Genomic DNA, 24,335 nt, shown 5'->3' with positions numbered 1-24,335 from the left:
TCCCACTTAACGGCGAAGCATACAGCAAGTCGAAATGCCACAGCGACCTTTTGCGCTCCAGGAGGAACTCGGGTCGCTATAGTGGATGCAAAGAGGGGCGCTTGCCCTTGGCAAACGCCCCCTTAAGGATCAGTTAACTAAATTACTCGGTGATGTCCACGCCGTCGAAGGCAAAATCGCCGAGCGGGCTCTGAACGAAGCCCTCGACATTCTTGCGCATCGGCACGACGGAGAGCGAGTGGTCGATCGTCGCCCACGGCGCCTCGCGCTTGAAGACGGCCTGGGCCTCTTCGTAGAGCTTGGTGCGCTCGGCGATATCCGAGGTTTCCTTCGCCTTCTTCACGAGGGTGTCGAATTCCTGGTTGCACCACTGCGCACGGTTGTTGCCGCCGACAGCATTGCAGCCGAGAAGCGTGTCGAGGAAGTTGTCCGGGTCGCCGTTGTCGCCGGTCCAGCCGAGGATGACGGCACCGTCACGATCCTTCGCCTTGGACTTGTCGAGGTATTCGGCCCATTCGTAAGAGACGATCTCGACCTTGACGCCGACCTTGGCGAAGTCCGACTGCATCAGTTCAGCTGCGCGGCGAGCGTTCAGCATGTACGGACGCGAAACCGGCATTGCCCAGAGCTTCATCGACAGGTCCTTGACGCCTGCGTCCTCGAGCATCTTCTTGGCTGCTTCCGGCTCGTAGGTGTCGTCTTCAAGCTTGTCGTTGTAGGACCACATCGTCGGCGGGATCGGATTGACGGCCGGCTGGGCAGCACCCTGGAAGACGGCGTCGACGATTGCCTGCTTGTTGATCGCCTTGTTCAGCGCCTTGCGCACTTCCGGCTTGTCGAACGGAGCCTGGGTCGTGTTGTAGGCGAGGTAGGCGACGTTCAGGCCGGCCTGTTCCATGACCTTCAGGTTCGGGTCAGCCTTCATCTTTTCGACGTCGGCAGCGTTCGGGTACGGCATCAGGTGGCATTCGCCGGCCTGCAGCTTCTGGAAGCGAACGGAAGCGTCGGTGGTGATTGCGAAGACGAGGTCGTCGATCTTCTGCTTGCCACCCCAGTAGTCCGGGTTCGCCTTGTAGCGGATGACAGCATCCTGCTGGTAGGCGACGAAGGCGAACGGACCGGTGCCGAGCGGCATCTGGTTCATCTGCTCCATCTTGCCGTCAGCCTGCAGCTTGTCGGCATATTCCTTCGACAGGATCGAAGCAAACGGCATTGCGATATTGGCGAGGAACGGAGCTTCCTTGCGCGTCAGGGTGAACTTGACGGTCAGGTCGTCAACCTTTTCGACCGACTTGATGACTTCCGGGAAGCCCATGCCGGCTGCGTATTCCCACGAAGCGCCGGTGATGTACTTGTTCCACGGATTGTCGGCCTTCAGCTGGCGCTCATAGGAGAACACCACGTCGTCGGCGGTCAGCTCGCGGGTCGGCGTGAAGAACTCGGTCGTCTGGAACTTGACGCCCGGACGCAGCTTGAACGTGTATACGAGACCGTCGTCGGAAATCGTCCAGCTCTCGGCAAGGCCCGGCTCGACTTCGGTCGTGCCCTTCTTGAACTCGAGCAGGCGGTTGTAGACCGTGTGTGCCGCCGCGTCGAACGTCGTGCCGGCGGTATACAGGCCCGGGTCAAAACCCTCAGGCGAACCTTCCGAGCAATAGACGAACGTCTTCGACCAGGCAGAGCCGGCCATCAGCGTGGCAAGCGCCGTCGCTGCAAACAGAGTAGTGAGCTTTTTCATGAGCTTTGCTTCCCAGATTTGTTTTTGTTCTCGTGTTTTCCTGACGCGGAATGCCGTTGCCCCCCGGTCAAGGCCGGATGGAACGACATTTGGCGTCGCATTGCAATAAGTCGCCGCATAAATTTGTCTATGCGAAAAATTCGCCCGCAGGTAGAGCCGGGATCTCTGTCCACTGTTTTAGAATCGACTGACGAATCAATGCAGCGCGACACCTTCGAACCAAGGCTTCCCGGCTGTTTCCGCAGGGTTTACAACGTGCCTTGTTCGTCCCTCCACCGGGGCTAGTCTCGCCCCGGATGCCCGCCTTTATTCTAGCGCGAACGGCGGGCCTGCGGAATACACGATCATCCGCCTCACGAGAGTGAGATTCGGTACCGACAGGTTTCCGTCAATCCCAAGATACTATGGTAGAAATCACCAACAGGATTGTGCAATAGAATGTATACAAAACTCGGGGGAGACAATCGACGTGCCCAGACGTCCTTGGGAGGGACCGGCAGCCGCCTTTTACAGTTTGCCGTCTTTCGGCAGGTTTGCCGAGGGACGGGCATGATGCTTGCTGCCAGCAATGCCGGCGCCGATCTTTGCCGGTTGATCGCTCCGGCGCGCCGGATAGACTGCCGCGCGACGACAAGGGGATAGCCATTCCGTGGCGGCTTTGCTGGAAAATCACAGGCGATACGATCTTCGCGACGAACTTGAGAAAGCGCTGAACCGCGTAGACTTCTTCCGCATCTTCCACACGATGGCGCTCAGGTTCGGCTTCAGCCATTTCGGCATTCTTCAGCTCGGCAACGAGAACGACGCGTGCATGCTGTCCACCCGCCTGGTGCTGCATGATCTTCCCTCCGGGCTTGCCGAGGAATACGACAAGCGCCACCGCTTCGGTGACTCCCTCTTCTACAAGACGCTGCACCGGTCGGCGATTTCCTCCGTCTGGCGGACGGACGACCCGGGCTGCGACACCAGCCAGAATTTGCTCGTGCAGCTCGGTTTCGAGCTGCTGCTCAGCGTGCCCGTGCATGCGGCTGCCACCGGCGCGCGCTACGCCGTTCTCTTTCTCGGTGATGGCGATGACATCGGCCGCACCGAGCATGTCGAAGTCGCCTATGACGCGGTCTCAGCCTTCGACTACTTCTATCGCATCGCGCTGGCCAACAAGACCGGCATGGGCCTAACGCCGCGGGAGACCGAAATTCTCAAGTGGATCTCGCACGGGAAGACGGCAAGCGAGATCGCTCTCATCGTTTCCGTGTCGGAGCACACCGTGAATTCCCACACCGCAACGATCCTGAAAAAGCTTGATGTCGTCAACCGCACCCAGATGGTGGCGAAGGCGATCCGAGAACAGATCATCCAGTGACAGCCGATGCGTGGTATCCCACTACACCACGCCCAACGAACAGGACGCCTGCAAATCAGCAAGGGTATCGGTCATGACGCGAAAAGCTCACATCCTGCTCGTTGACGACGATCCGACTGAAAACCTGATCCTGCGCGCCTTGATCCGCAAGGTGAGCAATATCGAGATCGAGCTGCATTACTGCCAGACGATGGAGGGCGCGCTGGATTTCCTGCGCTCGGGCAAGCCGGTGTCGATGATCCTCCTGGACAACCGACTTCAGCCGCAGCGCGATTTCCGCGAGACCGTGCCGGCGCTTCGGCACCAGGGTTACATCGGGCCGATCGGGGTGATTTCGGCGTCGCTCGCCGATCCCTACTTTCAGAATCTGGAGGAGTACGGTGCCGACTTCCGCATCGACAAGGCGGAAATCGACCCGACCGCGATCGATTTCATATTGCGGGAATATCTGCCGCAGGGGTGAACCCAGCGAAGCTCCGCTACAGCGCCGCGCGTTCTATCAGACGCGCAAAGGTCGCTGTAGCACTTTGATTTGCTGCATATCTTTGTCCTTAAAACGAGGTCGATTTAAGGTGACATGCAGTAGGCCCTGGATCGTCAGGCAGCCGTGGTCTGCGGACGCTTCGTTTCTTCGAGACCGAGCAGGAAGTTGATCTGGGGACGCGCCTTGACGAGGTCGTCGATCGTGTAGCCCTGAAGCACCTCAAAGAACGCGTTGAGCGCCTTGCGGAGCGCCGAATTGAGGCCACAGCTATCGACGAGCGGACAGTCGATCTCGCCGGCCTCGAAGCATTCCGCCATGGCGAAGCTGTCTTCCGTTACCTTGACGACATCGAACAGGGTGATGGCGGATGCGGGCTTCGGCAGGCGCACGCCGCCATTGCGGCCGCGGACGGTCTCGACAAGGCCGGCCCTGGTCAGCGGCTGCAGGATCTTGAAGAGAAACAACTCGGAAACGCCATAGGCCCTGGCGATTTCGGGAATGCGGCTGAGCTTTTCTCCGTTGGCGGCGCAGTACATCAACATGCGAACCGCGTAGTTCGTTTGTTTCGTCAGACGCATCATTCACTCCGGCATTCGAGAGGTTCACGAGTTCATCATATAGGACGGATCGTAGTTTGGAACAATTCCAAAAAGCTCGAAAATTCACTTCTTGTTGAGTGTTAACCGTTTCCCGATTGACTGTTCTGGGCGCTGAGGTCAAGAAAGATGAGCATTTTTGTTAACTTAGCTCAAACAAGAAAATGGAGGAAGCGATGTCCGTTTCAAGAGCAGCGATGGGCGTTTTGTCCCTGACGGCAACCCTGCTTACGACGAGCGCCGCCTGGGCCGACGGTGAGGTCAATATCTATTCCTACCGGCAGCCCGATCTGATCAAGCCGCTGCTCGACGCCTTCACCAAGGAAACCGGCATCACCACCAACGTGCTCTTCCTCGACAAGGGCCTCGTCGAGCGAATCCAGGCCGAAGGCGCCAACTCGCCGGCCGACGTGATCCTGACGGTCGACATCAGCCGCCTGACCGAAGCCAAGGACGCAGGCGTCACCCAGCCGGTCGTCAACGAGACGATCAGCAAGGACATCCCGGCACATTTCCGCGATCCTGACGGCAACTGGTTCGGCCTCACCACGCGCGGCCGCGTCGTCTACGCTTCCAAGGACCGCGTCGCCCAGGACGACATCACCTATGAAGAACTTGCCGATCCGAAGTGGAAGGGCAAGATCTGCACCCGCGACGGCCAGCACTCCTACAACATCGGCCTGTTCGCCTCGATGATCGCCCACCATGGCGAAGCCGAAACCGAGAAGTGGCTGACGGGCCTCAAGAACAATCTCGCCAAAAAGCCCGACGGCGGCGACCGCGACCAGGCCAAAGCGATTCTCGCCGGCGAATGCGACCTCGCACTCGGCAACACCTACTATGTCGGTCTGATGCTGACCAACGAGAAGGAGCCGGAACAGAAGGATTGGGCTGCCGCCATCAAGGTGCTCTTCCCGAACGCCAAGGACCGCGGCACGCACGTCAACATCTCGGGCATGGCACTCGCCAAGAACGCCCCGAACAAGGACAACGCGCTGAAGCTGATGGAATTCCTGTCGGAAGGCGAAGCCCAGAAGATCTACGCCGAGCAGGTCTACGAATATCCGGTTCTTCCGGGCGCCGAGCCGTCAGACGTCGTGAAGTCCTTCGGCACGATCAAGCCGGACGAATTGCCTCTCGCCGACATCGCCGCCAACCGCAAGAAGGCATCGGAACTGGTCGACAAGGTCGGCTACAACGACGGCCCGCAGGACTGATCGCGAACCGAACTCGCGTTACGGACAGCGGGCCTCGGCCCGCTGTTTTCGTTTCAGGTCGCTGGACGGCAAGAACCGCAGGCTCATTGGGCCCCGGCACGCAACTGGGCAGCATAGTCGAGGATTGCCTTGCGACGCTCGGGCGTGCCGGGATGGGTCGACAGGATGCTGGTGTCGCCGTGGTCATCGAGCTTGTCTTCGAGCAGATCAAAGAAGCGGGCGATCGCCGTCGAATCCCTGCCGGCCTTCTGCATCAACTCGACCGAGTGCCTGTCCGCAGCACTTTCCGCGCCGCGTGAGTAGGACAACGTCAAAAGACCGGCGCCCTGTACCAGAATGTCTTCAGCACCGGACCCGATGTCGCCGCCGATCATCATGATCAGCCCGGCGACGCCGGCGGCACGGTAGATCTGCCGCAGGCTATGCTCGAGCTCGACGTGACCGATCTCGTGCGCCAGCACACCGATGATCATTTCGGTATCGTCGCCGGCAAGCTCGATCAGCTCATCGGTGACAATCAGCGTGCCGTCGGGTAGCGCGAAGGCATTCGGGCCGATGGTGCCACCCTTGCGGAAGTTGAGCCTATATCCGCCCTCGCCGCGATCGGACTGGCGCGCGATCGCGTTGAACCCGTCACGGATCTTGTTCTGCCGCTCAGCTGAAAGCGCCGACGTGTCGAGCAGCGTTCGATCCATTGTTTCGAAGGTGCTTGCCGACATGATCTTCGGCACGATCGGCGGCGTCACCAGCACGGCGACTTCGACGAGCGCCGGCACGGCATAACGATAGATGGCCACGCCGCAGAGCACGGTCGCCAAAACGACCGCGATCAGGCGCGGGTGGAAACGCTCCCACTCGTGGACGAGACTGGTTTTTCCCTTCCGTTTGAGGAAGCGATCCATGGCGTCGTTGTCGGTCGTCTCGAACAGCGAACCGTCGGGAAACTCGACACGACGCGGAATGGCGCCGACACGCGCGGAAATGTCGACGGCGGCAAGCACGCCGCCTGCAAGTTCGACACCGTCCTCACCCAAGGCTTTGACGCCGCCGCCATCTTCGATCAGCCGCGAGGGCACCGACCGGCTGGAACCGGCGGGATGCCACTCGCCAACAGCAATCTCTGTGACGCTAGAAGCCAAAGTCGAAGCCTTCGAAATCCATGAACTCCGAACCAACGGCCGAACCTTCCTGGGCGATCTTGTCGAACATCTCGCCGACATTACCTTCGAAATGTACACCCGTATGTTCATTGACATAGCGCGTCATGCGCACCGCAGCCCAGGGACGCATCAGGCCCAGTGTGAGGAGGGTGACGATCACGTTGGTGATCGTGATCCAGGCGTAACGGCCCCGCGACAGATCGCTCGTCAGCTGATGCTTGCCGTCGAAGGTCGTTGCCGACCAGGCGACGTTGCGAACGCCAGCACGATAGAACAGCGTCGCGACCCCGAAGATCGAGAAGAACGCGAGGTAGCCGATGACGAACAACGCAATCATCGAAACCTGCAATTCCGGGGTGGCCACATAGGAACCGTCGAACAGCGTCATGATCACGGCCAGGTTGAGGAAACCGATAAAGGCGATGATCAGCAGGCCAGCAACGATGATGGCCGCCGACAGGAACCAGGACTTGTAGATCGCACCGACCGAAGGATCGGTCGTAAATGCCCTTTGTCCGTAACGCAGGTTGCTGCCGATGTAGCGGTAGGACCAGCGGCTGGCGAGCGGCACCAGGATTCCGAGCGTCAGAACCGAGATGACCGGACCGACAATAAAGGCGAGGAACGCACCGCCGACGCCGCCGACGAAATCGAACCGCACATTGCGATAGCTGGTGACGCGGGCGCTGAAACGCAGGCCCCTGACGACCAGCCACGGCACGAAGACCACCAGCAGCAGCGCAAGGATGATGCCGGCGATCGGCACGAAGGTCAGCATGACGTTGTAGAAAATCAGGTAGGCGAACACGATCACCCGGCCGATCAGGATCTGCTTGCCCTTCGCATGATATTCGAAGGCGCGCCCGAGCAGCACAGTATTGCCATAGAAATAGCGGTTGCGGCGGACTTTTGCCCAGGCGGAATAGATGCCGAGCGTGATGATCGTCAGCAGCACGTTGACGATCCAGATGCCAAAATACTCTTTTCCGCTACCGCTGAACGACAGGCGGTGGAAATTGTCCGGTACCCTCTGCGTCGACGTCCCTTGCATCGACGCCGTTTCGGCCACGACCATGATAAAACCTCTCTCAATGAAAATCAGCTTGCGGCGGCCCGCTAACAGACAGGCGCCGCGTTGCGACAGGATGACGTCATTTGTGAACCCAGCGAACCGTGGCTATCCCCCCGGATGAGCCTTCCATGCAAAAGAACGATCGAAATGCCTGCAATATTCGACCGAGGCGCGAATCAATTTTCAGCGCCTCGGGGATATCAAATTAGTTGCAGCGCAGCATGGCATGCAACAGGAAAGGAGCTCCCGAGGGAGGTCCCCGGCGCGCAACAAAAAAGGGCCTCCCGAAGGAGGCCCTGGAGGCGGGAGGATCTTTGTCCCGTCGTTACTTCATCGTCGGCATGACGAACTCGGCACCATCCTTGATGCCCGAGGGCCAGCGCTCGGTGATGGTCTTCGTGCGGGTCCAGAACTTGATCGAGTCCGGGCCATGCTGGTTCAGGTCGCCGAAGGACGAGGACTTCCAGCCGCCAAAGGAGTGGTAGGCGAGCGGAACCGGGATCGGGACGTTGACGCCAACCATGCCGATGTTGATGCGCGAGGCGAAGTCGCGGGCCGCATCGCCGTCACGGGTGTAGATCGCGACGCCGTTGCCATATTCGTGCTTCATCGGCAGGTCGAGGGCTTCCTCGTAGTTCTTGGCGCGAACGACCGAGAGAACCGGTCCGAAGATTTCCGTCTTGTAGATGTCCATGTCCGGGGTGACATGGTCGAACAGGCAGCCGCCGATGAAGTGGCCGTTTTCATAGCCCTGCAGCTTGAAGTCGCGGCCGTCGACCACGAGCTCAGCACCCTGCTCGACACCGCTGTCGATCAGGCTTCTGATGCGCTGCTCGGCTTCCTTGGTGACGACCGGACCCATGTCGGCCTTTTCGTCGGTGTAGGGACCGATGCGCAGGCTTTCGACCATCGGGGTCAGCTTCTGGATCAGGCGGTTGGCGGTTTCTTCACCGACCGGGACGGCAACCGAGATCGCCATGCAGCGCTCGCCGGCCGAGCCGTAGCCGGCGCCCATCAGCGCATTGGCGGCCTGGTCGAGATCGGCGTCGGGCATGATGATCATATGGTTCTTGGCGCCGCCGAAGCACTGGGCGCGCTTGCCGTTCATCGCTGCCGTGCCATAGACGTAGCGGGCAATCGGGGTCGAGCCGACGAAGGTAACGGCGGCAATATCCGGATGGGTGAGGATCGCGTCGACGGCGCCCTTGTCGCCGTTGACGACGTTGAGGATACCTGCCGGCAGGCCGGCTTCAATCATCAGTTCTGCGAGGCGCATCGGAACGGACGGGTCACGCTCGGACGGCTTCAGGATGAAGGCGTTGCCGCAGGCGATCGCCGGGGCGAACATCCACATCGGGATCATCGCCGGGAAGTTGAACGGCGTGATGCCGGCGCCGATGCCGACGGCCTGGCGGATCGAATACATGTCGATGCCGGGGCCTGCACCTTCGGTAAATTCGCTCTTCTGCAGATGCGGAATGCCGATGACGAATTCGCAGACTTCGAGGCCGCGGACGAGGTCACCCTTGGCGTCTTCGACGGTCTTGCCGTGTTCGCGCGAGAGGATCTCGGCGAGTTCGTTCATATGCGTGTTCAGGAGCTCGACGAACTTCATGAAGACGCGGGCACGGCGCTGCGGGTTGGTGGCCGCCCATTTCGGCTGCGCCGCCTTGGCGCTTTCGACCGCTGCCGCAAGCTCCGCGTCGCTTGCGAGCGCCACCGTGCCCTGCACTTCGCCGGTTGCCGGGTTGAAGATGTTGGCAACGCGACCGCTCTTGCCGGCGACGCGCTTGCCATCGATGAAATGACCGAGTTCGTACATGGTTGGTTCCTCCAGACCTTGATTGTGGCGGCATGATCGCACTACGATTTCAACAAAGCAATTTCCGATATTCAGCAACCGTTGTGCAAAAACTAAAGTCCATGGTGTTGAGACGAGGTATCTGCCTATGAATTGGGACGATGTGAGAATGTTTCTAGCCGTGGCGCGCACCGGGCAGATCCTGGCGGCATCGAAGCGGCTGGGCGTCAACCATGCCACGCTCAGCCGCCGGGTGACGGCGCTTGAGGAAACCTTGAAGACCCGGCTTCTCGTGCGCCGGCCGAATGGCTGCGAGCTGACCGCCGAAGGGGAAATCTTCCTGACGGCAGCCGAGCGGATGGAGACGGAGATGCTGGCGGCGCAATCGCAGATCGGCCGGATCGACACGGCAATCGCCGGCACGGTGCGCATCGGCGCGCCCGACGGCTTCGGCGTCTCGTTCCTGGCGCCGCGCCTCGGGCGCCTGACGGCCCGCTATCCGGAGCTGAAGCTGCAACTGGTGCCGGTGCCGCGTTCCTTTTCGCTGTCGCAGCGCGAGGCCGATATCGCAATCACCATCGAGCGACCGGAACAGGGCCGCCTCGTCTCCTCGAAGCTTACGGATTACACGCTCGGTCTTTACGCCTCATCGGACTACCTGGAAAAACACGGGACGCCGCAGACGATCGACGATCTGAGGGAACATCGCCGCATCGGCTATGTCGAGGACCTGATCTTCACGCCATCTCTGAATTTCTCCGCCGAGATCATGCGAAGCTGGGACGCCTCGTTCGAGATCTCCAGCGCCACCGGCCAGACGGAAGCGGTGCGCTCCAGCGCCGGCATCGGCATCCTGCACAACTATATCGCCCGCCACACGCCGGAGCTCAAACGCATCCTGCCGGAAACGACGATCCGCCGCGCCTATTGGACCACCTATCACGAAAGCGCCCGGGACCTCGTGCGCGTGCGCACGGTGGTGGCCTTCCTGCAGGAACTGGTGACAGCGGAACATCAGATCTTCGTCTGAGACCGGACCGGGCCAGGATGCACGAGAGACGGCGCGTCCGCGGGGCGCACGAGCACGATCAACGGGAGCGGCGCACCGAGGCGCTTCAAACGAGAAAGAGAAGAAATAAGGAGAATGGTACGGTTGCCAGAAGCCGTTTTTTTGTCCCACATTTTTCGAAGTGCCTGAGTTTGCTTGCTTTTCAGAATTCCTGCGGGCCCACCATGCGTCACATCGCATCGTAAACTCTGAAGTCTGAAACTGCGGGCTCTGGGACGCAAATCCCCAAAGCCCGCAAATTAAGGTTTACGGCTGCAGATTGACGGTAAGCTTTGCGATTTCACCGTTAAAGGCGAACGGGACCTGATAATCAGTTTCATCTACACCTGTGCGAGTATCGACGCCCACATCGAAAGTCTCATCCCAAGGCATGAGCGCCGGGATCGTGTGTGGTATTTTCGCGTTCGCGACCTCCTTGCCGTCCACCTTCAGGACGCCAGTGCCGCCCTTGCCCATGCCGGGTCCGTCAGATTTGAAATCGAACACCAGCGTGTGCTTGCCGGATGAAAGGGTGTCCTGCCCCTCCCAACGGAAGCGCTCCATATTGACGAAGTTGTACAGAAATACGGGTTTGCCCTTGAGGAGATAGAACCCGTATCCACCGAAGCGCCCCCCTGTGGTGACGAGCATACCCTCGCCGCCGTTTTCAGGAACGGTTACCTCTGCGGTGATCGTGTAGGATTTGTTGATGACGCTGGGTGCATTGCTTGTCGGAAGACCTGACACTACGCCGGCGTAGCTAAACTCCTTCCGTCCGGCGGTGGTGCTCGGCCGTGGCGTCTCAAGGCGTTCCAGGATCGAGTTGTCCAATGGGAAGACGTCGTACTTCGCCGCTTCCATCAGAAACAGTTCCTGCATCTGGTGCAATTTTTCCGGCATTTTTGCAGCAAGGTCGTTGTTCTGGGAATAGTCCTCAGTGAGGTTGTACAGTTCCCATTTATAGCCATCGACGACGTCCGGCATCGCCGTCGTGCCCATCAACCACGGCGCTGCTGGTGGTGTCGTGCAGGCATACCAGCCATCGCTGTAGATGCCGCGATTGCCGAACATTTCAAAGTATTGCGTTTTGCGGGCAGATGAGGCTTGGGCATTGTCCCATGTATAGGCCATGCTCACGCCTTCGATCGGTTTCTGCGCAACGCCATCGACCATAACCGGGGCGGTTATGCCTGTTGCTTCGAGGATCGTAGGAACGATATCGATCATGTGGTGGAACTGAGTGCGAACTCCACCGGCTTCCTTGATCCGTGCGGGCCAGGACATCGCCATGCCCTGACGCGTGCCGCCGAAGTGCGAAGCAACCTGCTTCGTCCATTTGAACGGCGTGTCAAACGCCCATGACCAGGCAACCGACATATGCGGATAGGTTTGGTTGGAGCCCCATTTATCATAGAACGCCATCTGCTCTGCGACCGGCATCTGCATGCCTTCGATCGTGATCAGTTCGTTCGGGGTTCCGAGCACGCTTCCTTCGGCGCTCGTGCCGTTGTCACCTTCAATGTAGATGACGAGGGTGTTGTCGAGCTTACCCAGATCATCGACGGCCTGGATAACCCGCCCGATCTCATGGTCCGAGTAGGCCACGTAGGCAGCAAACACCTCAGCCTGGTGCGCGAACAGCTTCTTGCTCTCTTCGTCGAGAGAATCCCATTTCGGGAGGCTCTCTGGCCATTCGGTTAGCTGCGTGTTGGCGGGAATGACGCCGAGCTTTTTCTGATTGGCGAAAATCTGCTCGCGCAACTCGTTCCACCCCATGTCAAACTTGCCCTTGAACTTGTCGATCCATTCCTTGGTTGGATGGTGGGGGGCATGAGTGGCACCGGGCACGTAGTAAACGAGGAACGGCTTGTCGGGTGCTGCCGCATTTAGCTGCTTTATATGATCAATGGCGTTGTCGGCCGTGTCCGTTATGAGGTTGTAGTCGGGCTTACCGGTCCAGGGGAAAATCTGGGTGGTGTTCTGGAACAGGTACGGCTCCCATTGATTGGTGTCGCCACCCATGAACCCATAGAAGTAGTCGAAGCCCATACCCGTCGGCCATTGATCGAACGGACCAGCGGCGCTGTACTGAAAAGCGGGCGTGTTGTGGTTCTTTCCGAACCAGGACGTGGCGTAGCCGTTCTGCTTCAGGATCTCGCCGATCGTAGCGTTCTCTATGCCGATGATCGAGTCATAGCCGGGATAGCCGGTTGCCTGCTCGGAGATGACGCCGAAACCCGCTGAATGGTGATTGCGGCCGGTGATAAGCGCGGCGCGCGACGGCGAGCAGAGCGCGGTGGAATGGAACTGCGTAAAGCGCAACCCCGCGTTTGCGACACGGTCGAGTGCCGGCGTGGGGATCACGCCTCCGAAAGTGCCCGCAACGCCGTATCCAGCGTCATCGGTCATGATCAGAAGGATGTTCGGGGCGCCCTTTCGGGGGACGATCTGCGGTGGCCAATAGGGTTTTGAGGCTTTCGCGTCGAGGCCGATTTCTCCACCGAACGCCGCCGGCGGGTTCGGTAGATATCGACCGTCGATCGTCGTTGTTGCGCTGGGCGAACCCAATTCACCCGTGGTTTCCTGCGCATTGGCATTGAAATTCGAAGCTGCCGTCAAACTCAAGGTGGCAAGAAAGAGCGTACCTAGTCTTAGCATGTCGCTTCTCCTCCGGTGAAAAAAAGAGAATTACAGAATGCTAAAATTAGGCAAGGTTGTAACAGTTACGAAGCCGGTTCGCATGCCCTGCGGACTGGGTGTCAGCGTGGGACAATCTGAGGGAAACGCATAACGTTGCGTGGGGACGACACTGCGATAGGTTCTTTAGATTTCAAACGCTTATCAGCTGCATCGGCATCATCTGCGGTGCAAACTACTATGCAAAATCTCACCCCCTCCGCCCGCCGATGAGAACACTCCAAGGCGATGCTGACGCGATCATTCGCACGCTGCTCGCCGACCGCACGCACCTGCGCTGACAGCTAGCGCTCGCCGAGACCTCGGCGCGCACCAGCTTAGCTCGAGGATGGCGTCCTCGCGGCGACAGGCAAACCGTACGTAGCACATGAGCGACGAGACGACCAGAATTGCCAGTCAGGGCTCCATACGGAACCAAGGCCCATGTGCCATCCACACGACTAAAAGATGCTTCCAAACAGCGCGGAATAGACAATCACGGCTATCGCGAGCGTAAACCCAAGCGCGACGAACAGTCGGGTGAAATCGTACGTATAGAATCGAGTGAGAGTAAAGTTCCTCACGGCGACCTCCTAATTTTCATTTTGGTTGCGATGCCAGTGCACGGCGTCCACAGCAACTCAGGACAATGAGCGACTGCAATTCGTACCGACCTTGCCTACGAGACCTGCCGGAACTTGGATATCGGTCATGATTGCGGCTACGAATTCATCGCGTTTCGCACGATTGTCGAAGCCTTTGATTGCAGCGAGGTCCGTGCTTCTGGCAGTAGCCATTCGTCCTGCTGCGCTTGAACAGATGCCCGCAAATGCATCCACCTGAGCGGTTTCCGCCGCCCGCGTGCTGGCAGTCGTGGTCGTAAGCCATCCAGCATTGAAACCGACAATCGGCGCCGCGAAAAGCCCAATGCCTAAACCAATGGCGTAGGGTCTTGTCCATTCAAAAATTCGATCGAGTGTCATGACTTTGCTCCCTCTAATCAGGTGATTATCGGGATCGTTACAGGCCCGCGCTCGGACCATGAGCCAATGGCAATCCAGATTTTCCAGTTTGCGCTTTAAAAACGTCAATGTAAACAATCAAGAATCGATGTTAATGTGAAATATTCGATATTTAATTATTGATACTAATATTTATAGAAATACATAATTCTTGATCTTTCTCTGGATTTATATATATCAACTGACGTCGAATTCTCCATAATTTTTTCATGAGTCCGTCTAATACTCCCAAAATATCTTGGTAAAGCCTCAATCATCGGATACAGATTAAACGTCGTTCTTAGGCCAGCTTGGCTTTTTGCTTCGTCAGAGGCTCCAGACCGCCAAACTCACCAATCATCGATCCTTGACGGCAGTTGTTCGCGCTGCATTGGCGCCAGACCAGCCCGATTTGGCTGAACCTTGCGAACGGCGTTCGCCATAAGAAAGGGGGCAGTATGTTTACCCGTACGAAATACCGAACCGTCCATTTCGATGAACCGTTCTGGATGCCAGGCCTCTGCGAGATGGTGGCCCCGGGCGACTACGAAGTTGATGAGGACGAGGAGTTGATTGAAGGCATCTCCTGGCTGGCTTATCGCCGCGTGGCGACCCTCATCAAGCTGCCGGCGACGGTCGAGAACAAATACCAAATGCGACTTGTTGCCATCGATCCTGAGGAGCTTGAAGGCCTCATCGCAGTGGACCGCGACAGGCACGCAATCTCCCTCTCGCCCAAATCGGAGAGACAGCAATTCGATGGGTAACGGCGTTTGCCGCTTGGCTCGTCAGTTAGCCCCAAAAGTCGAACGAAGATGTCGGCCTATGCGACCGAAACCTATCGCCCTCATCACACAAGTAAGGATGCATCGGTGCTGTTCAGACGATTTTCTTCAGGAAGCCATCCAGAGAGACAGACGGCTTTGAACATTGGAACACACACCGAAACCGAGGTTAGGGACGCGATATGAAAAATAGCGACGACGAACACGCACTCGCCATTAGTGTATGGGAATCGGAAGGCGGGGCGCCCAACAGATCCATGAGGCTCTATCAATACGGACGCCGCGTCGAATGCGACAGGTCGTACACCATCTACCATGTGTTCACGGGCGTGCCGGCAAAGATCGGTTCATGGACGATGACGGGGCTCAGCCAAAAGAATGCGGCGCGGGCTCTGCGTACTCTCAACACGCCCTAAAGCATGTCGCGCAAAAAGTGCGCAGCGGTTTGGCGATAGCGACACGCGTGAAATCAAACTGTCGAAGCGCGTTGCACGAGGCCGTTTAAACGCGACGCGCCCCGGGGCACCCGCAGATGTTCAACAATTGAAAGAGAGGCTCTATGCACGGGTACTCCGATGATATCGTCCCGGCATTGAGTGAGACCGAAATTGGCGTGCTCCGGCGCGTATTTGACGCGGCTTGTGCTGAGTGCGGAATATCGCGGCAGGGCCAACAAATTCAGCGGCTGGCGCAATTTCTCATGACCGAGTTCCGCCTCTACCCACTGGACGAAGAGGCGCTGCTGACAGCCGCACGGGCATTCTATTGCAAACAGAAACGTAAGCCCGGCAGCTCGGAATAATGTCGCCTATTTCGCGGGAAGGCGCTTGTTTCCAATTAATCAAATAACACCTTGGGCCCGCCCCTCGGAGGAGAAGTACAAACTGCCGAACATGGCCAGAGCACGGCTATAGTCGATCACAAACAAAATAAGAAAGGAAGAAAACCATGAGATCGTACATTGGAAGCTTCGGATATCAATTCAGATTCGTTGACTTCATGATCCGGTCATCGCTTGCGATTTCCCTTGGGGTCATAATCTACATCACATTCTATGGAATTTTCTGGTGAAAGCTCGTCACGAACGAGTCCACCGCTCATCGCGCCGCTTGGCTGACGCCCATCCGCCGCGCCTACTGACCTCCTATCACGAAAGCGCCCGCGAGCTCGTGCGCGTGCGCACAGTCGTGGCTTTCCTGCAGGAACTGGTGACGGCGGAACATCAGATCTTCGTCTGACACGCCTGAATCGGAGAAATCCGCCACAATCGCGCGTCGGCAACCCGGCGGCCTCGTCGAGCGAATTTTCGCTATCAATGTGCGACTTGTGAAGCGGCCGCCATCAGTTCCTTGGGATTGAGCGCCTGGCACATATTTTGACCCTGGTCCTCAACTTCTGTAAAGCTCCAGCGCACCACACCTTCTCGATCGAGCAGAAAATGGCCGACAAGCTGCATATGACCGGGTGTCCTCACCTGCTGATCGGCGTCTGTGATTTCGTACCCATCCTTTTCGCTCAGAAGGTCACCGGCGGCCGCCGGGTCCATCGGTTCAGGCAATTCCCCCGGCCGATCGACCCGCATCGTCTTGACCAGGTCCATTCCGACCTTGTGTGGCCAGTCGGTTTCTTCCTCCGTGAACTCGAGGAGGGGTAAGCCGAAGGCGCGGTGTGACGCCCGCTCCGGGTCGGATGCAGCAAGAAGGCCGGGTATCGGATGATAGCGGAAATAGAGCCGCGCGCGTTCGACCGGGGTGTTCACCACCGCCAGAGAGTCCACGCCTTTTTCGCGCAGGGCCGGGTTTAACTGTGCCATTGCCGCAACATGGCGACGGCAGAAGGGACATAGCAGGCCCCGATACAACCCGACCAACAATGGGCGACGGCCGCGAAAATCATCAAGGGCGATCTTGCCCTCGCGTGAGATCGCATCCAGCACAAAGTTCGGAGCCTGGTCGCCCAGTCGTAACGGATGGTCCTGATATTGTGGAGACATGGTCAACCTCCTCGTCCGAAGGACCAATAAAGAAGAGGCCGCACAGCATCGCACGGCCTGACCTCTCGTCTTAGCGTATAGCCAGGATCAACCTGAGAATGGTCCCACATTGGCTCGCGAGCAAGCAGTAAACGGTGAATCGTGCCACGGGACGCTACCCCGGCAAGGCCGCATGGACTTCCTGACACGCGCCCCTCCCCTCGTTAATGAGCGATGGTCCAGAAGCGATGGATCAGAGCGTCTCAGAACGCATGCTGTCCGGTGTCGCATCTAAAGGGAAATGCCGGCTTCCCGTAGTCCATCCACCAGGCGGCCGAGCACGGCAGGGTCCCGATAGGGCAAGGCCCGTTTGAGGTGGTCGATGGAGAAATTCGGGTTGACCTCGAACACCTCGTGCCAATAGCGCCGAGCCTCCTCGTGACGCCCGGTGCGACCGTAGAGGCAGGCGAGATAGAAGCGCGTCATGTCGGATCGCGGCGCCAGCGCCAGCCGGCGCATGAAGGCGATCTCGGCCTCGTCGAAACGGCCGAGGTTCAGCAAGGTCCGCCCAAGGAAATGCAGCGACAGGTCGAACTGCGGATCGAGCCGATGCGCCCGCGTATAGAACGGCAGCGCGTCTTCGAACTGGCTCTGAAAATCCCGGATCGTGCCGAGGGCGGTATGGCCACCGGCGGAATTGGGATCGAGCTTGATCATCCGTTGGGCGGCGCTTTCGGCCTCATCGAAACGCCGCATCCAGCAGAGCGCGATTGAAAGCGCGTGATAGCCATGCGGCTCGTTGTCGTCGGTATCAACAGCCTTCTGCGCCAGTTCCAAGGCACGCTCCAGATTGTCCACCGTCCCGCCGTTCCATCGGTTGATGAAATCGGTCAAGGCGATGATCGAGAGGGACGCGTAGGCGGCTGCCAAACCCGGATCGATGGCGATAGCGCGCTCGAGCATGCTGCGCGCCTCCGCTGACGACACGGCATCGAACCGCAGAATGGCCTGACGGGACCGGACGAGCAGATCATAGGATTCCGGATCGACCTTACCGCGGCTTTCGCGTCGCTCTTCCTCGCCGGCCGTCAGCTTCACCTTGAGCGCCGTGACGATGGTGCGGGTCACTTCGTCCTGAACCTCGAAAATGTCTTCGATGCCGCGGTCGTAGCGCTCGGCCCAGAGATGACCGCCCGTCGTGCCGTCGATCATCTGGGCGTTGATGCGGATGCGGTTGGCGGCGCGGCGCACGCTGCCTTCAAGAACATAGCGCACACCAAGTTCCTGGCTCACCTTGCGGATATCCGGCGACTTGCCCTTGTAGGCAAAGGAGGAATTGCGGGCGATGACGAAGAGGCCGGAAACCTTCGAGAGATCGGTGATGATGTCCTCGGTGATGCCGTCGGCGAAATAACCCTGCTCCGGATCGCCGGACATGTTGTCGAACGGCAGCACGGCGATCGAGGGCCGAGCCGGTAGCTGCGGCGGAGTTTCGGCGACGACCTCGACAGAAGCGCCCGCGTACTCGTCCGGCGACCAGCTCCAGATGTGCACCGGGCGTTCGATGTTCTTGACCTCGTGGTGACCGCTGTCGGTGAAGTGGAGGTCGATGCGGCCGTGCATATATTCATGAACACCATCCGAGATGGCGACGCCGCCGGGTCTGGCGAGCGCCTCGATCCGGGCCGCGACATTCACGCCATCACCATAGAGATCGCTGTCGGCGACCATGATATCGCCCATATTGACGCCGACGCGAAGCACGATCGCCTGATCCGCCGGGACATCCCTGTTTGCGGCCATCATTTCCCGCTGAAGTGCTGCGGCGCATTCGACGGCATTGACGGCGCTGGAGAATTCGACGAGCACGCCGTCCCCTGTCGTCTTGAAGACCCGGCCCTGGTGGGTGGCGACGAGCGGCTCCAGCACCTCTTTCCACCGCGCCATGAGCCGCGTGTAGGTGCTCGTCTCGTCACGCTCCATCAGCCGGCTGTAGCCGACGACGTCAGCAGCCAGGATGGCGGCGAGTCTGCGCTTGATGGATTCGTTGGCCATGGATTGCGGCGCCTTCCGAGAATCCTTTCTCAAAATTTTACCGGCGGATGGCCCCAATGTCTATTCAGTCTGCGGTCGGTCTGCGGCTTGCCTGTTCACGCCTGAGACCCGCCATAGGCAGTTGGCCCAACTGGACCGTCTCTCATCCACCTCGGGCGGCAGCCATGCAGCCGATTAGCCCGATCTGGGTAGCGCAGCGGCAGGAACAGAGAGTTGTCTTCCTGCGTTTCTGCTCCATCGGAAAAACCCTGTGCGATGGCTCAGGGCGACCGCGATGAACAGGCGGCCCGCCCCAGAAGCGGTTCGCATACGGAATTGAGGAAGGAGGATGGAACGATGCTTGTCGCTGTTACGGGCCGGCCAATCCTGCCGGGTGAATTCATCAAGATCGAAGACGTCTTCAGGGATGCGATACGAGAGAGAAATCTTCCGCGCCGCTCATCGGAGGCTAAGGAGCTGGCAGTCCGGCTGTTCGAGCTTTACCAGAATGGCGTCGATGACGTGGTGGCGCTGAGAGCGATGGCCAAGCTGTTCTGAGCGCGCGATGTTTGCGGCGATGGCTGCTACGCAAGCGCTTCAATATCAATGAGATAAGAAGGAAATGGTACGGTTGGTGGGAATCGAACCTACGACCTCAGGTGCCACAAACCTGCGCTCTAACCAACTGAGCTACAACCGCACTGCTCGCGACATGTGTGTCGCTTGGCGGCTCACATACGGAGACTTCCGTCGCTTTGCAAGCCTTAACTTGAGATTATCCTGCAAAAAGACCGGATGGCAACCCATCCGGTCTTTTTGGATTTCGGCGCGCCCGGCAGATCCGGTGGCGACAAGGTCTGTCGCTCCCCGCCAGGCAGCACAGTCGGTCGGCTTAGACCTTCCTGAAGGAGGACATTGCCTTTTCGGCAGCTTCCTTGCCCGGCTTTGCGACGTTCTCGGCAACCTTCTTGGTCGCTTCCTGCATCGACTTGGCCTGCTCGACGGCAAGCTCGGCCTGCTTGCGGACAAAGCTCGTCTGCAGTTCGACAAACTCGGAGAGCGACTTCACGCCGAGCAGCGCTTCCATGTGCGAGAGCGAGTTTTCCGCATTGGTGCGCAGCGCGTCGATCGCCTTGAGGCCGATTTCGACGGTGCCGGTCTGAGCGCTTTCAAGCGTGGCTTCGACGGTCTTCGTCGCCTCTTCGGCGGCGGTCTTCATCTTGGCATAGGCTTCCTTCGACTGGGCGGCACCCTTTTCCGCGAAATCGCGGAAGCTGTCGGTGATCTTCGCCGGGTCGAACGAGGAAAGGGAAAATACGTCGTCGGTCTTCTTGGTAGCCATGAAAGCGCTCCTTGGTGTCAGGCCCTCTTCTGAGGCGCCGTTGCTTGATGCGCACTATATAGTCGATCTCCTTGTGCATTGCAATAAAATTGTGCAGCGCACAAAAACCCGGGCATTAACCTTTCGCGGTGAAAGCCGGGACGAAGCTTCGGGCCTCGCTGGACCCCCGCGGATCCGCCGGGTATTAATAGAGTGTTAACCCGTAAGCGATCCGTCAATAGGCCCGTTCATGCCCGCGAGACAGTATCCTTTCATCGACATCGCCGTGCATGCGCGGGTGCGAGAGCATTTCGCCCGTGGCGATGCGGCGATCCTGTTTTCGCGGGACTTCGCACGCATCCTCTGGGCAAACGATCAGGGCGCCGCGTTCTTCGGTGCCGGATCGATCTATGACTTCATCGATGCAGGACCGGAACAGAACGATCTTTCGCTGCGCCAGTTGCGCGCCGCAGCCGCGCAACTCGTGCGCGTCGGCGATCGCCGCCAGCTTTCGATCCGCAAGTACTCAGGCTTTCGCGGCACGCCGCTCAATGTCGCCGTCGAAATGATCCGCGTTCGGCCGGACGAGGATGCCGTGCTCTTCACCGCGCCGCATGCAGGCGCACCGCTTTCGATCGAAGATCGGGCCGCACGCATGATCGCCGGCCTGGACGGCCCCGACACCCACATGGCCGTGCTCGACAGCGAGGGCGCCGTTGTCGCGCATTCCTCGGGTTTTCCCGACCTCGGCATGTCGGACGAGACGCGCAAGCAACTCGTCGTCGCGGTCTCGCGCGACCACGACTGGCTGATCAAACGGCCGGTCGCCACCCGCAAGGGCCATCTGCCGGCAGCCGTCGGCAAGATCGCCGACGATCCGTCGCTGCACCTGCTCTTTGCCGTCGAGACCATTCTCGGCACTCTCGACCCCGAGGAACACTCTCCTGCAGCCGAGCAAGCGCCGGTGTTGCCGCCCGTCCAGGATCAGGGTCCGGACGAAAGCGAGATTGCGACCGACGCCGAATTGGCAACCGACGAAATGGGCGACGAACCGGCCGCAAGCCTGGCGCCGCTCGAGCCGTTGGAAACGGCTGACGAACCCGACGCATCGGACGTCGAACAGCAGATCGACAACGGTGTCGAGGTCACGGATGAAGTGGGCGTCCTGGCGGACGCTGTCATCGAGCCGGAGCCGTCCAGTACCGCCGACGAGACGACAATTGCACCGTCCGCGGACGAACCCGACGCAGAGGACCTGAGCGTCGAGACCACTGAAATCGCTGCCGAAGCGGCTGTCGTCGAGGCAGCCGAAGACGAAACGGCCGAAATCACCGAAGTGGACAAGGCTGCCGGGGAGCCGGCGGAGTTCGTCTTCACGCCCGGCGGTCGTGCGGTGCGTTTCGTCTGGAAAATCGATGCCGAGGGCCGCTTCAGCGAAATCTCCGAGGAATTCGCAACCGCGGTCGGCCCGCGCGCGGCCGACGTGATTGGCGCAAGCTTCACCGAAGTCGCGGTACGCTACGACCTCGACCGCGACCACAAGATCGGCACGCTGCTGCAGCGACGCGACACCTGGTCCGGCAAGACGATTTTCTGGCCCATTCAAGGCACGAGCCTCAAGGTTCCGGTCGATCTTGCGGCTTTACCCACCTATTCCCGCTCGCGCGAATTCGACGGCTTCCGCGGTTTCGGCATCGTGCGCCTGGCCGATGCCGTCGAGGACGAGAACGCCAACGGCCTGGCGCTCGGCCTCACCGAGGCGGAGACAGACGAGCCCCTGCCAGAACGGGCCGAGAGCGAAAGTCCAGCCGGCGAGGCTGAGGCCGAAGGCCGGGTTGCGGCCGGACCGCAGGCCGAAGAACAACCGTCGCCCGCACCTGAACCTGCGACAGAGACTATCACGGGCGAAGGCAGCGCTGCCGAACCCGAAGACCTGCCGCTTTTCTCGGTCGTGCCGGAAGCAACGGAACTTCCACCTGAAGAGGAAAGCCTTGTCGAAGAGCCCACGCCCCCCTCGAATCCCTTCCAGGGCGAGCGCCCGGTGCTGCGCGTCGTCGAGACACCAGGCCGGCGAACCTCCGACAAGGTCGTCGAGCTTGAGCAGCACCGCGCGGCGAACGGGCTGACACGCGGCGAACAGGCGGCCTTTCGCGAGATCGCCCGGCAACTGGGCGAGAATTTCGGCAAGCCGCCTGAAGAGGAAGACGCCGCGTCGGAAAGCGGCAAAACAGTCAGCGCGGCAACAGACGGGCCCCTCCTTGCGGGTGAGAACGACGACACCGCTTCGCTGCAGCCCCCGTCGGACGAGCCGGAAATTGAGGACGCAGCACCTGTCGCGGCAAGCGGAAGCGAAACCGAGCTTGACGCAGAGACACGCGACGCCGCCAGCGAGACCGACGTCCAGCAGCAAACGGCCGACATCGGTCTTAGCGGCGAGATCCTCGACAGCCTGCCGATCGGCATGCTCGTCCATCGCGGCGAGCAATTGCTGCATGCCAATCCGGAGTTCCTGCGGCTCACGGCCTATAGCGATCTCGGCGCGTTCGCACAGGAAGGCGGCATAGACGCGCTGTTTGCCAACGGCGAAGAGGCGATCGACGGCGAACCCGACGGCACGATGACGCTGATCCGCAAGGACGGCCAATTGCGGCCGGTCATCGCGCGCCTGCACTCGATCCGCTGGGGCGGCAACAGCGCGCTGATGCTGGCACTGACGCCGGCAAGCGCGCCGAGCGCCCAGCCGGCCAAGAGTGACGAGGCGGTGGCAGGCAGCGAACAGGTCGACCGCCTGAAGACGGAAATCGACGAGCTTAAATCCATTCTGGAAACGGCCACCGATGGCGTGGTCGTTCTCGGCCATGACGGCGATATCCGCTCGGTGAACCGTTCGGCGAGCGCGCTCTTCAACTATGACGAGGGCGAGATCCGCGGCAAACCCTTCGCGGCGCTCTTTGCCCATGAAAGCCAGAAGGCCGTGATCGACTACCTGCACGGTCTTTCCGGCCACGGCGTCGCAAGCGTGCTGAACGACGGCCGCGAGGTGATCGGGCGGGAGGCCAATGGCGGCTTCATCCCTCTGTTCATGACCATCGGAAGGCTTTCGGCATCGAACGGCTTCTGCGCCGTGATCCGCGACATCACCCAGTGGAAGCGGACGGAAGAAGAGCTCCGGAACGCCAAGCGCGCGGCAGAAACGGCAAACGCCCACAAGACCGAGTTCCTAGCCCGCGTCAGCCACGAGATCCGCACGCCGCTCAACGCGATCATCGGCTTCTCCGACATGATGGCGAGTGAGCATTTCGGCCCGGTCGGCCACCCGCGCTATATCGAATATGCCGGCGATATCGGCCGCTCCGGCCGCCATGTGCTCGATATCGTCAATGATCTCCTGGATATCTCGAAGATCGAAGCCGGAGAGATGGAACTCGACTTCGGCGCCGTCGAGATCAACGAGGCGGTTTCCGAGGCCGTGTCTCTCGTCCAGCCGCAGGCCAACAGCCAGCGTGTCATCATCCGCACCTCGCTTTCGGCAGCCGTGCCGAACGTCGTCGCCGATGGCCGTTCGATCAAGCAGATCGCGCTCAATATCCTGGCCAATGCCATCCGCTTCACGCCCTCAGGCGGTCAGATCGTCGTGTCGACCTCCTACGAGGCGAACGGCAGCGTCATCCTGCGGATCCGCGACACCGGCGTCGGCATGACGCGCAACGAGCTGGACCAGGCGATGAAGCCATTCCGACAGGTGACGACCGGCGCACGCAAGCGCGGCGACGGCACCGGGCTCGGCCTGCCGCTGACGAAGGCCATGGCCGAAGCGAATCGGGCGCACTTCTCGATCACCTCCGCGCCGAACGAAGGCACGCTGGTGGAAATCTCCTTCCCGTCACAACGCGTCTTGGCGAACTGAGACCGGATGTTATAAGGAAATGTTGACTCACGGTGGCCAGTTTGCTGGCCGCCGGTTAGCTATTCCTGCCGTCACGCTTCGGAATCGATCGATTGCAGTCCATCACTCAGAGAACAAAGCGGCGTCTTGCACGTGCAGGAACCGGTCTTTCCCATCCTCT

General features: G+C 59.8%; 18 protein-coding genes, 1 tRNA gene and 1 pseudogene. 9 read left to right on the top strand and 11 right to left on the bottom strand.

The genetic code is table 11. The features are described from left to right. Window positions 1-142 precede the first annotated feature (142 nt). Complete coding sequence (locus AC070A_RS12585; RefSeq protein WP_057250957.1) at window positions 143-1,738, bottom strand: ABC transporter substrate-binding protein; 1,596 nt, start codon at window positions 1,736-1,738, stop codon at window positions 143-145. A 649-nt stretch (window positions 1,739-2,387) separates the two neighbouring features. Between AC070A_RS12585 and AC070A_RS12580 the strand changes: the two genes are divergently transcribed. Both AC070A_RS12580 and AC070A_RS12575 read left to right on the top strand, forming a co-directional pair. Beyond that, window positions 2,388-3,101 carry a helix-turn-helix transcriptional regulator gene (locus AC070A_RS12580; protein WP_057250959.1) on the top strand — a complete coding sequence of 238 codons (714 nt, stop codon included), beginning with the start codon at window positions 2,388-2,390 and terminating at the stop codon, window positions 3,099-3,101. A 73-nt stretch (window positions 3,102-3,174) separates the two neighbouring features. Further along, on the top strand, window positions 3,175-3,564 hold the full coding sequence (locus AC070A_RS12575) for a response regulator (protein ID WP_162727983.1): 390 nt from the start codon (window positions 3,175-3,177) through the stop codon (window positions 3,562-3,564). 134 nt (window positions 3,565-3,698) lie between these two features. Here the strand turns inward: AC070A_RS12575 and rirA are convergent, their stop codons facing one another. Then, window positions 3,699-4,163: an iron-responsive transcriptional regulator RirA gene (gene rirA / locus AC070A_RS12570; RefSeq protein WP_112994600.1), complete on the bottom strand. Its 465-nt coding sequence runs from the start codon at window positions 4,161-4,163 to the stop codon at window positions 3,699-3,701. Between the two features lie 215 nt (window positions 4,164-4,378). Between rirA and AC070A_RS12565 the strand changes: the two genes are divergently transcribed. After that, entirely contained in the window at window positions 4,379-5,398 is a 1,020-nt protein-coding gene (locus AC070A_RS12565) for a Fe(3+) ABC transporter substrate-binding protein (RefSeq protein WP_057250963.1), read from the top strand. Between the two features lie 83 nt (window positions 5,399-5,481). Here the strand turns inward: AC070A_RS12565 and AC070A_RS12560 are convergent, their stop codons facing one another. The 3 genes from AC070A_RS12560 to AC070A_RS12550 all read right to left on the bottom strand — a co-directional run bounded on the left by AC070A_RS12560 (window position 5,482) and on the right by AC070A_RS12550 (window position 9,452). Continuing rightward, window positions 5,482-6,537 (bottom strand): M48 family metallopeptidase, encoded by a 1,056-nt coding sequence (locus AC070A_RS12560; RefSeq protein WP_162727984.1) that lies wholly within the window; start codon window positions 6,535-6,537, stop codon window positions 5,482-5,484. Next, entirely contained in the window at window positions 6,527-7,633 is a 1,107-nt protein-coding gene (locus AC070A_RS12555) for a YjgN family protein (protein WP_082615835.1), read from the bottom strand. Before AC070A_RS12555 ends, AC070A_RS12560 begins: the two co-directional genes overlap by 11 nt. A 322-nt stretch (window positions 7,634-7,955) precedes the next feature. Beyond that, window positions 7,956-9,452 carry a CoA-acylating methylmalonate-semialdehyde dehydrogenase gene (locus tag AC070A_RS12550; protein WP_057250967.1) on the bottom strand — a complete coding sequence of 499 codons (1,497 nt, stop codon included), beginning with the start codon at window positions 9,450-9,452 and terminating at the stop codon, window positions 7,956-7,958. A 127-nt stretch (window positions 9,453-9,579) separates the two neighbouring features. Here AC070A_RS12550 and AC070A_RS12545 point away from each other — a divergent pair, with 127 nt between their 5' ends. Continuing rightward, a complete protein-coding gene (locus tag AC070A_RS12545; protein WP_057250969.1) occupies window positions 9,580-10,461 on the top strand; it encodes a LysR family transcriptional regulator in 882 nt (293 codons plus the stop codon). 285 nt (window positions 10,462-10,746) lie between these two features. On the opposite strand, the gene AC070A_RS12540 is transcribed toward AC070A_RS12545, so the two are convergent. Next, the gene (locus tag AC070A_RS12540) at window positions 10,747-13,137 is read right to left on the bottom strand and encodes an arylsulfatase (protein WP_057250971.1); all 2,391 of its coding nucleotides are present in this window, start codon (window positions 13,135-13,137) and stop codon (window positions 10,747-10,749) included. Window positions 13,138-13,796: 659 nt separating this feature from the next. Beyond that, window positions 13,797-14,138 (bottom strand): hypothetical protein, encoded by a 342-nt coding sequence (locus tag AC070A_RS12535; protein ID WP_057251108.1) that lies wholly within the window; start codon window positions 14,136-14,138, stop codon window positions 13,797-13,799. Between the two features lie 476 nt (window positions 14,139-14,614). Between AC070A_RS12535 and AC070A_RS12530 the strand changes: the two genes are divergently transcribed. From AC070A_RS12530 to AC070A_RS12520, 3 genes and pseudogenes are all read left to right on the top strand, one after another. After that, a complete protein-coding gene (locus tag AC070A_RS12530) occupies window positions 14,615-14,923 on the top strand; it encodes a hypothetical protein (protein ID WP_058320540.1) in 309 nt (102 codons plus the stop codon). 577 nt (window positions 14,924-15,500) lie between these two features. Beyond that, window positions 15,501-15,743, top strand: a complete 243-nt coding sequence (locus AC070A_RS12525; protein WP_057250975.1) for a hypothetical protein — start codon at window positions 15,501-15,503, stop codon at window positions 15,741-15,743. A gap of 320 nt (window positions 15,744-16,063) precedes the next feature. Continuing rightward, window positions 16,064-16,179: pseudogene (locus tag AC070A_RS12520) on the top strand (LysR family transcriptional regulator); the annotation flags it as partial. Between the two features lie 74 nt (window positions 16,180-16,253). Here AC070A_RS12520 and AC070A_RS12515 read toward each other — a convergent pair. Together AC070A_RS12515 and AC070A_RS12510 are read right to left on the bottom strand one after the other, a co-directional pair. Further along, complete coding sequence (locus AC070A_RS12515; RefSeq protein ID WP_057250977.1) at window positions 16,254-16,934, bottom strand: peroxiredoxin-like family protein; 681 nt, start codon at window positions 16,932-16,934, stop codon at window positions 16,254-16,256. Between the two features lie 270 nt (window positions 16,935-17,204). Next, complete coding sequence (locus AC070A_RS12510) at window positions 17,205-18,968, bottom strand: adenylate/guanylate cyclase domain-containing protein (RefSeq protein WP_057250979.1); 1,764 nt, start codon at window positions 18,966-18,968, stop codon at window positions 17,205-17,207. Between the two features lie 336 nt (window positions 18,969-19,304). Here AC070A_RS12510 and AC070A_RS12505 point away from each other — a divergent pair, with 336 nt between their 5' ends. Continuing rightward, the gene (locus AC070A_RS12505; RefSeq protein WP_143032880.1) at window positions 19,305-19,505 is read left to right on the top strand and encodes a hypothetical protein; all 201 of its coding nucleotides are present in this window, start codon (window positions 19,305-19,307) and stop codon (window positions 19,503-19,505) included. A 65-nt stretch (window positions 19,506-19,570) separates the two neighbouring features. Here AC070A_RS12505 and AC070A_RS12500 read toward each other — a convergent pair. Then, a tRNA-His gene (locus AC070A_RS12500) sits at window positions 19,571-19,647 on the bottom strand. Window positions 19,648-19,839: 192 nt separating this feature from the next. Then, window positions 19,840-20,289: a phasin gene (locus AC070A_RS12495; RefSeq protein WP_113736749.1), complete on the bottom strand. Its 450-nt coding sequence runs from the start codon at window positions 20,287-20,289 to the stop codon at window positions 19,840-19,842. A 229-nt stretch (window positions 20,290-20,518) separates the two neighbouring features. Here AC070A_RS12495 and AC070A_RS12490 point away from each other — a divergent pair, with 229 nt between their 5' ends. Further along, entirely contained in the window at window positions 20,519-24,175 is a 3,657-nt protein-coding gene (locus AC070A_RS12490; RefSeq protein ID WP_113736748.1) for a PAS domain S-box protein, read from the top strand. The last annotated feature ends 160 nt before the right edge of the window (window positions 24,176-24,335 follow it).

The organism is Ensifer sp. GW101-20A05 (assembly GCF_059424735.1).
Note: the sequence above shows the minus strand (reverse complement) of the source record. Positions and strands in the feature narration are given on the sequence as shown.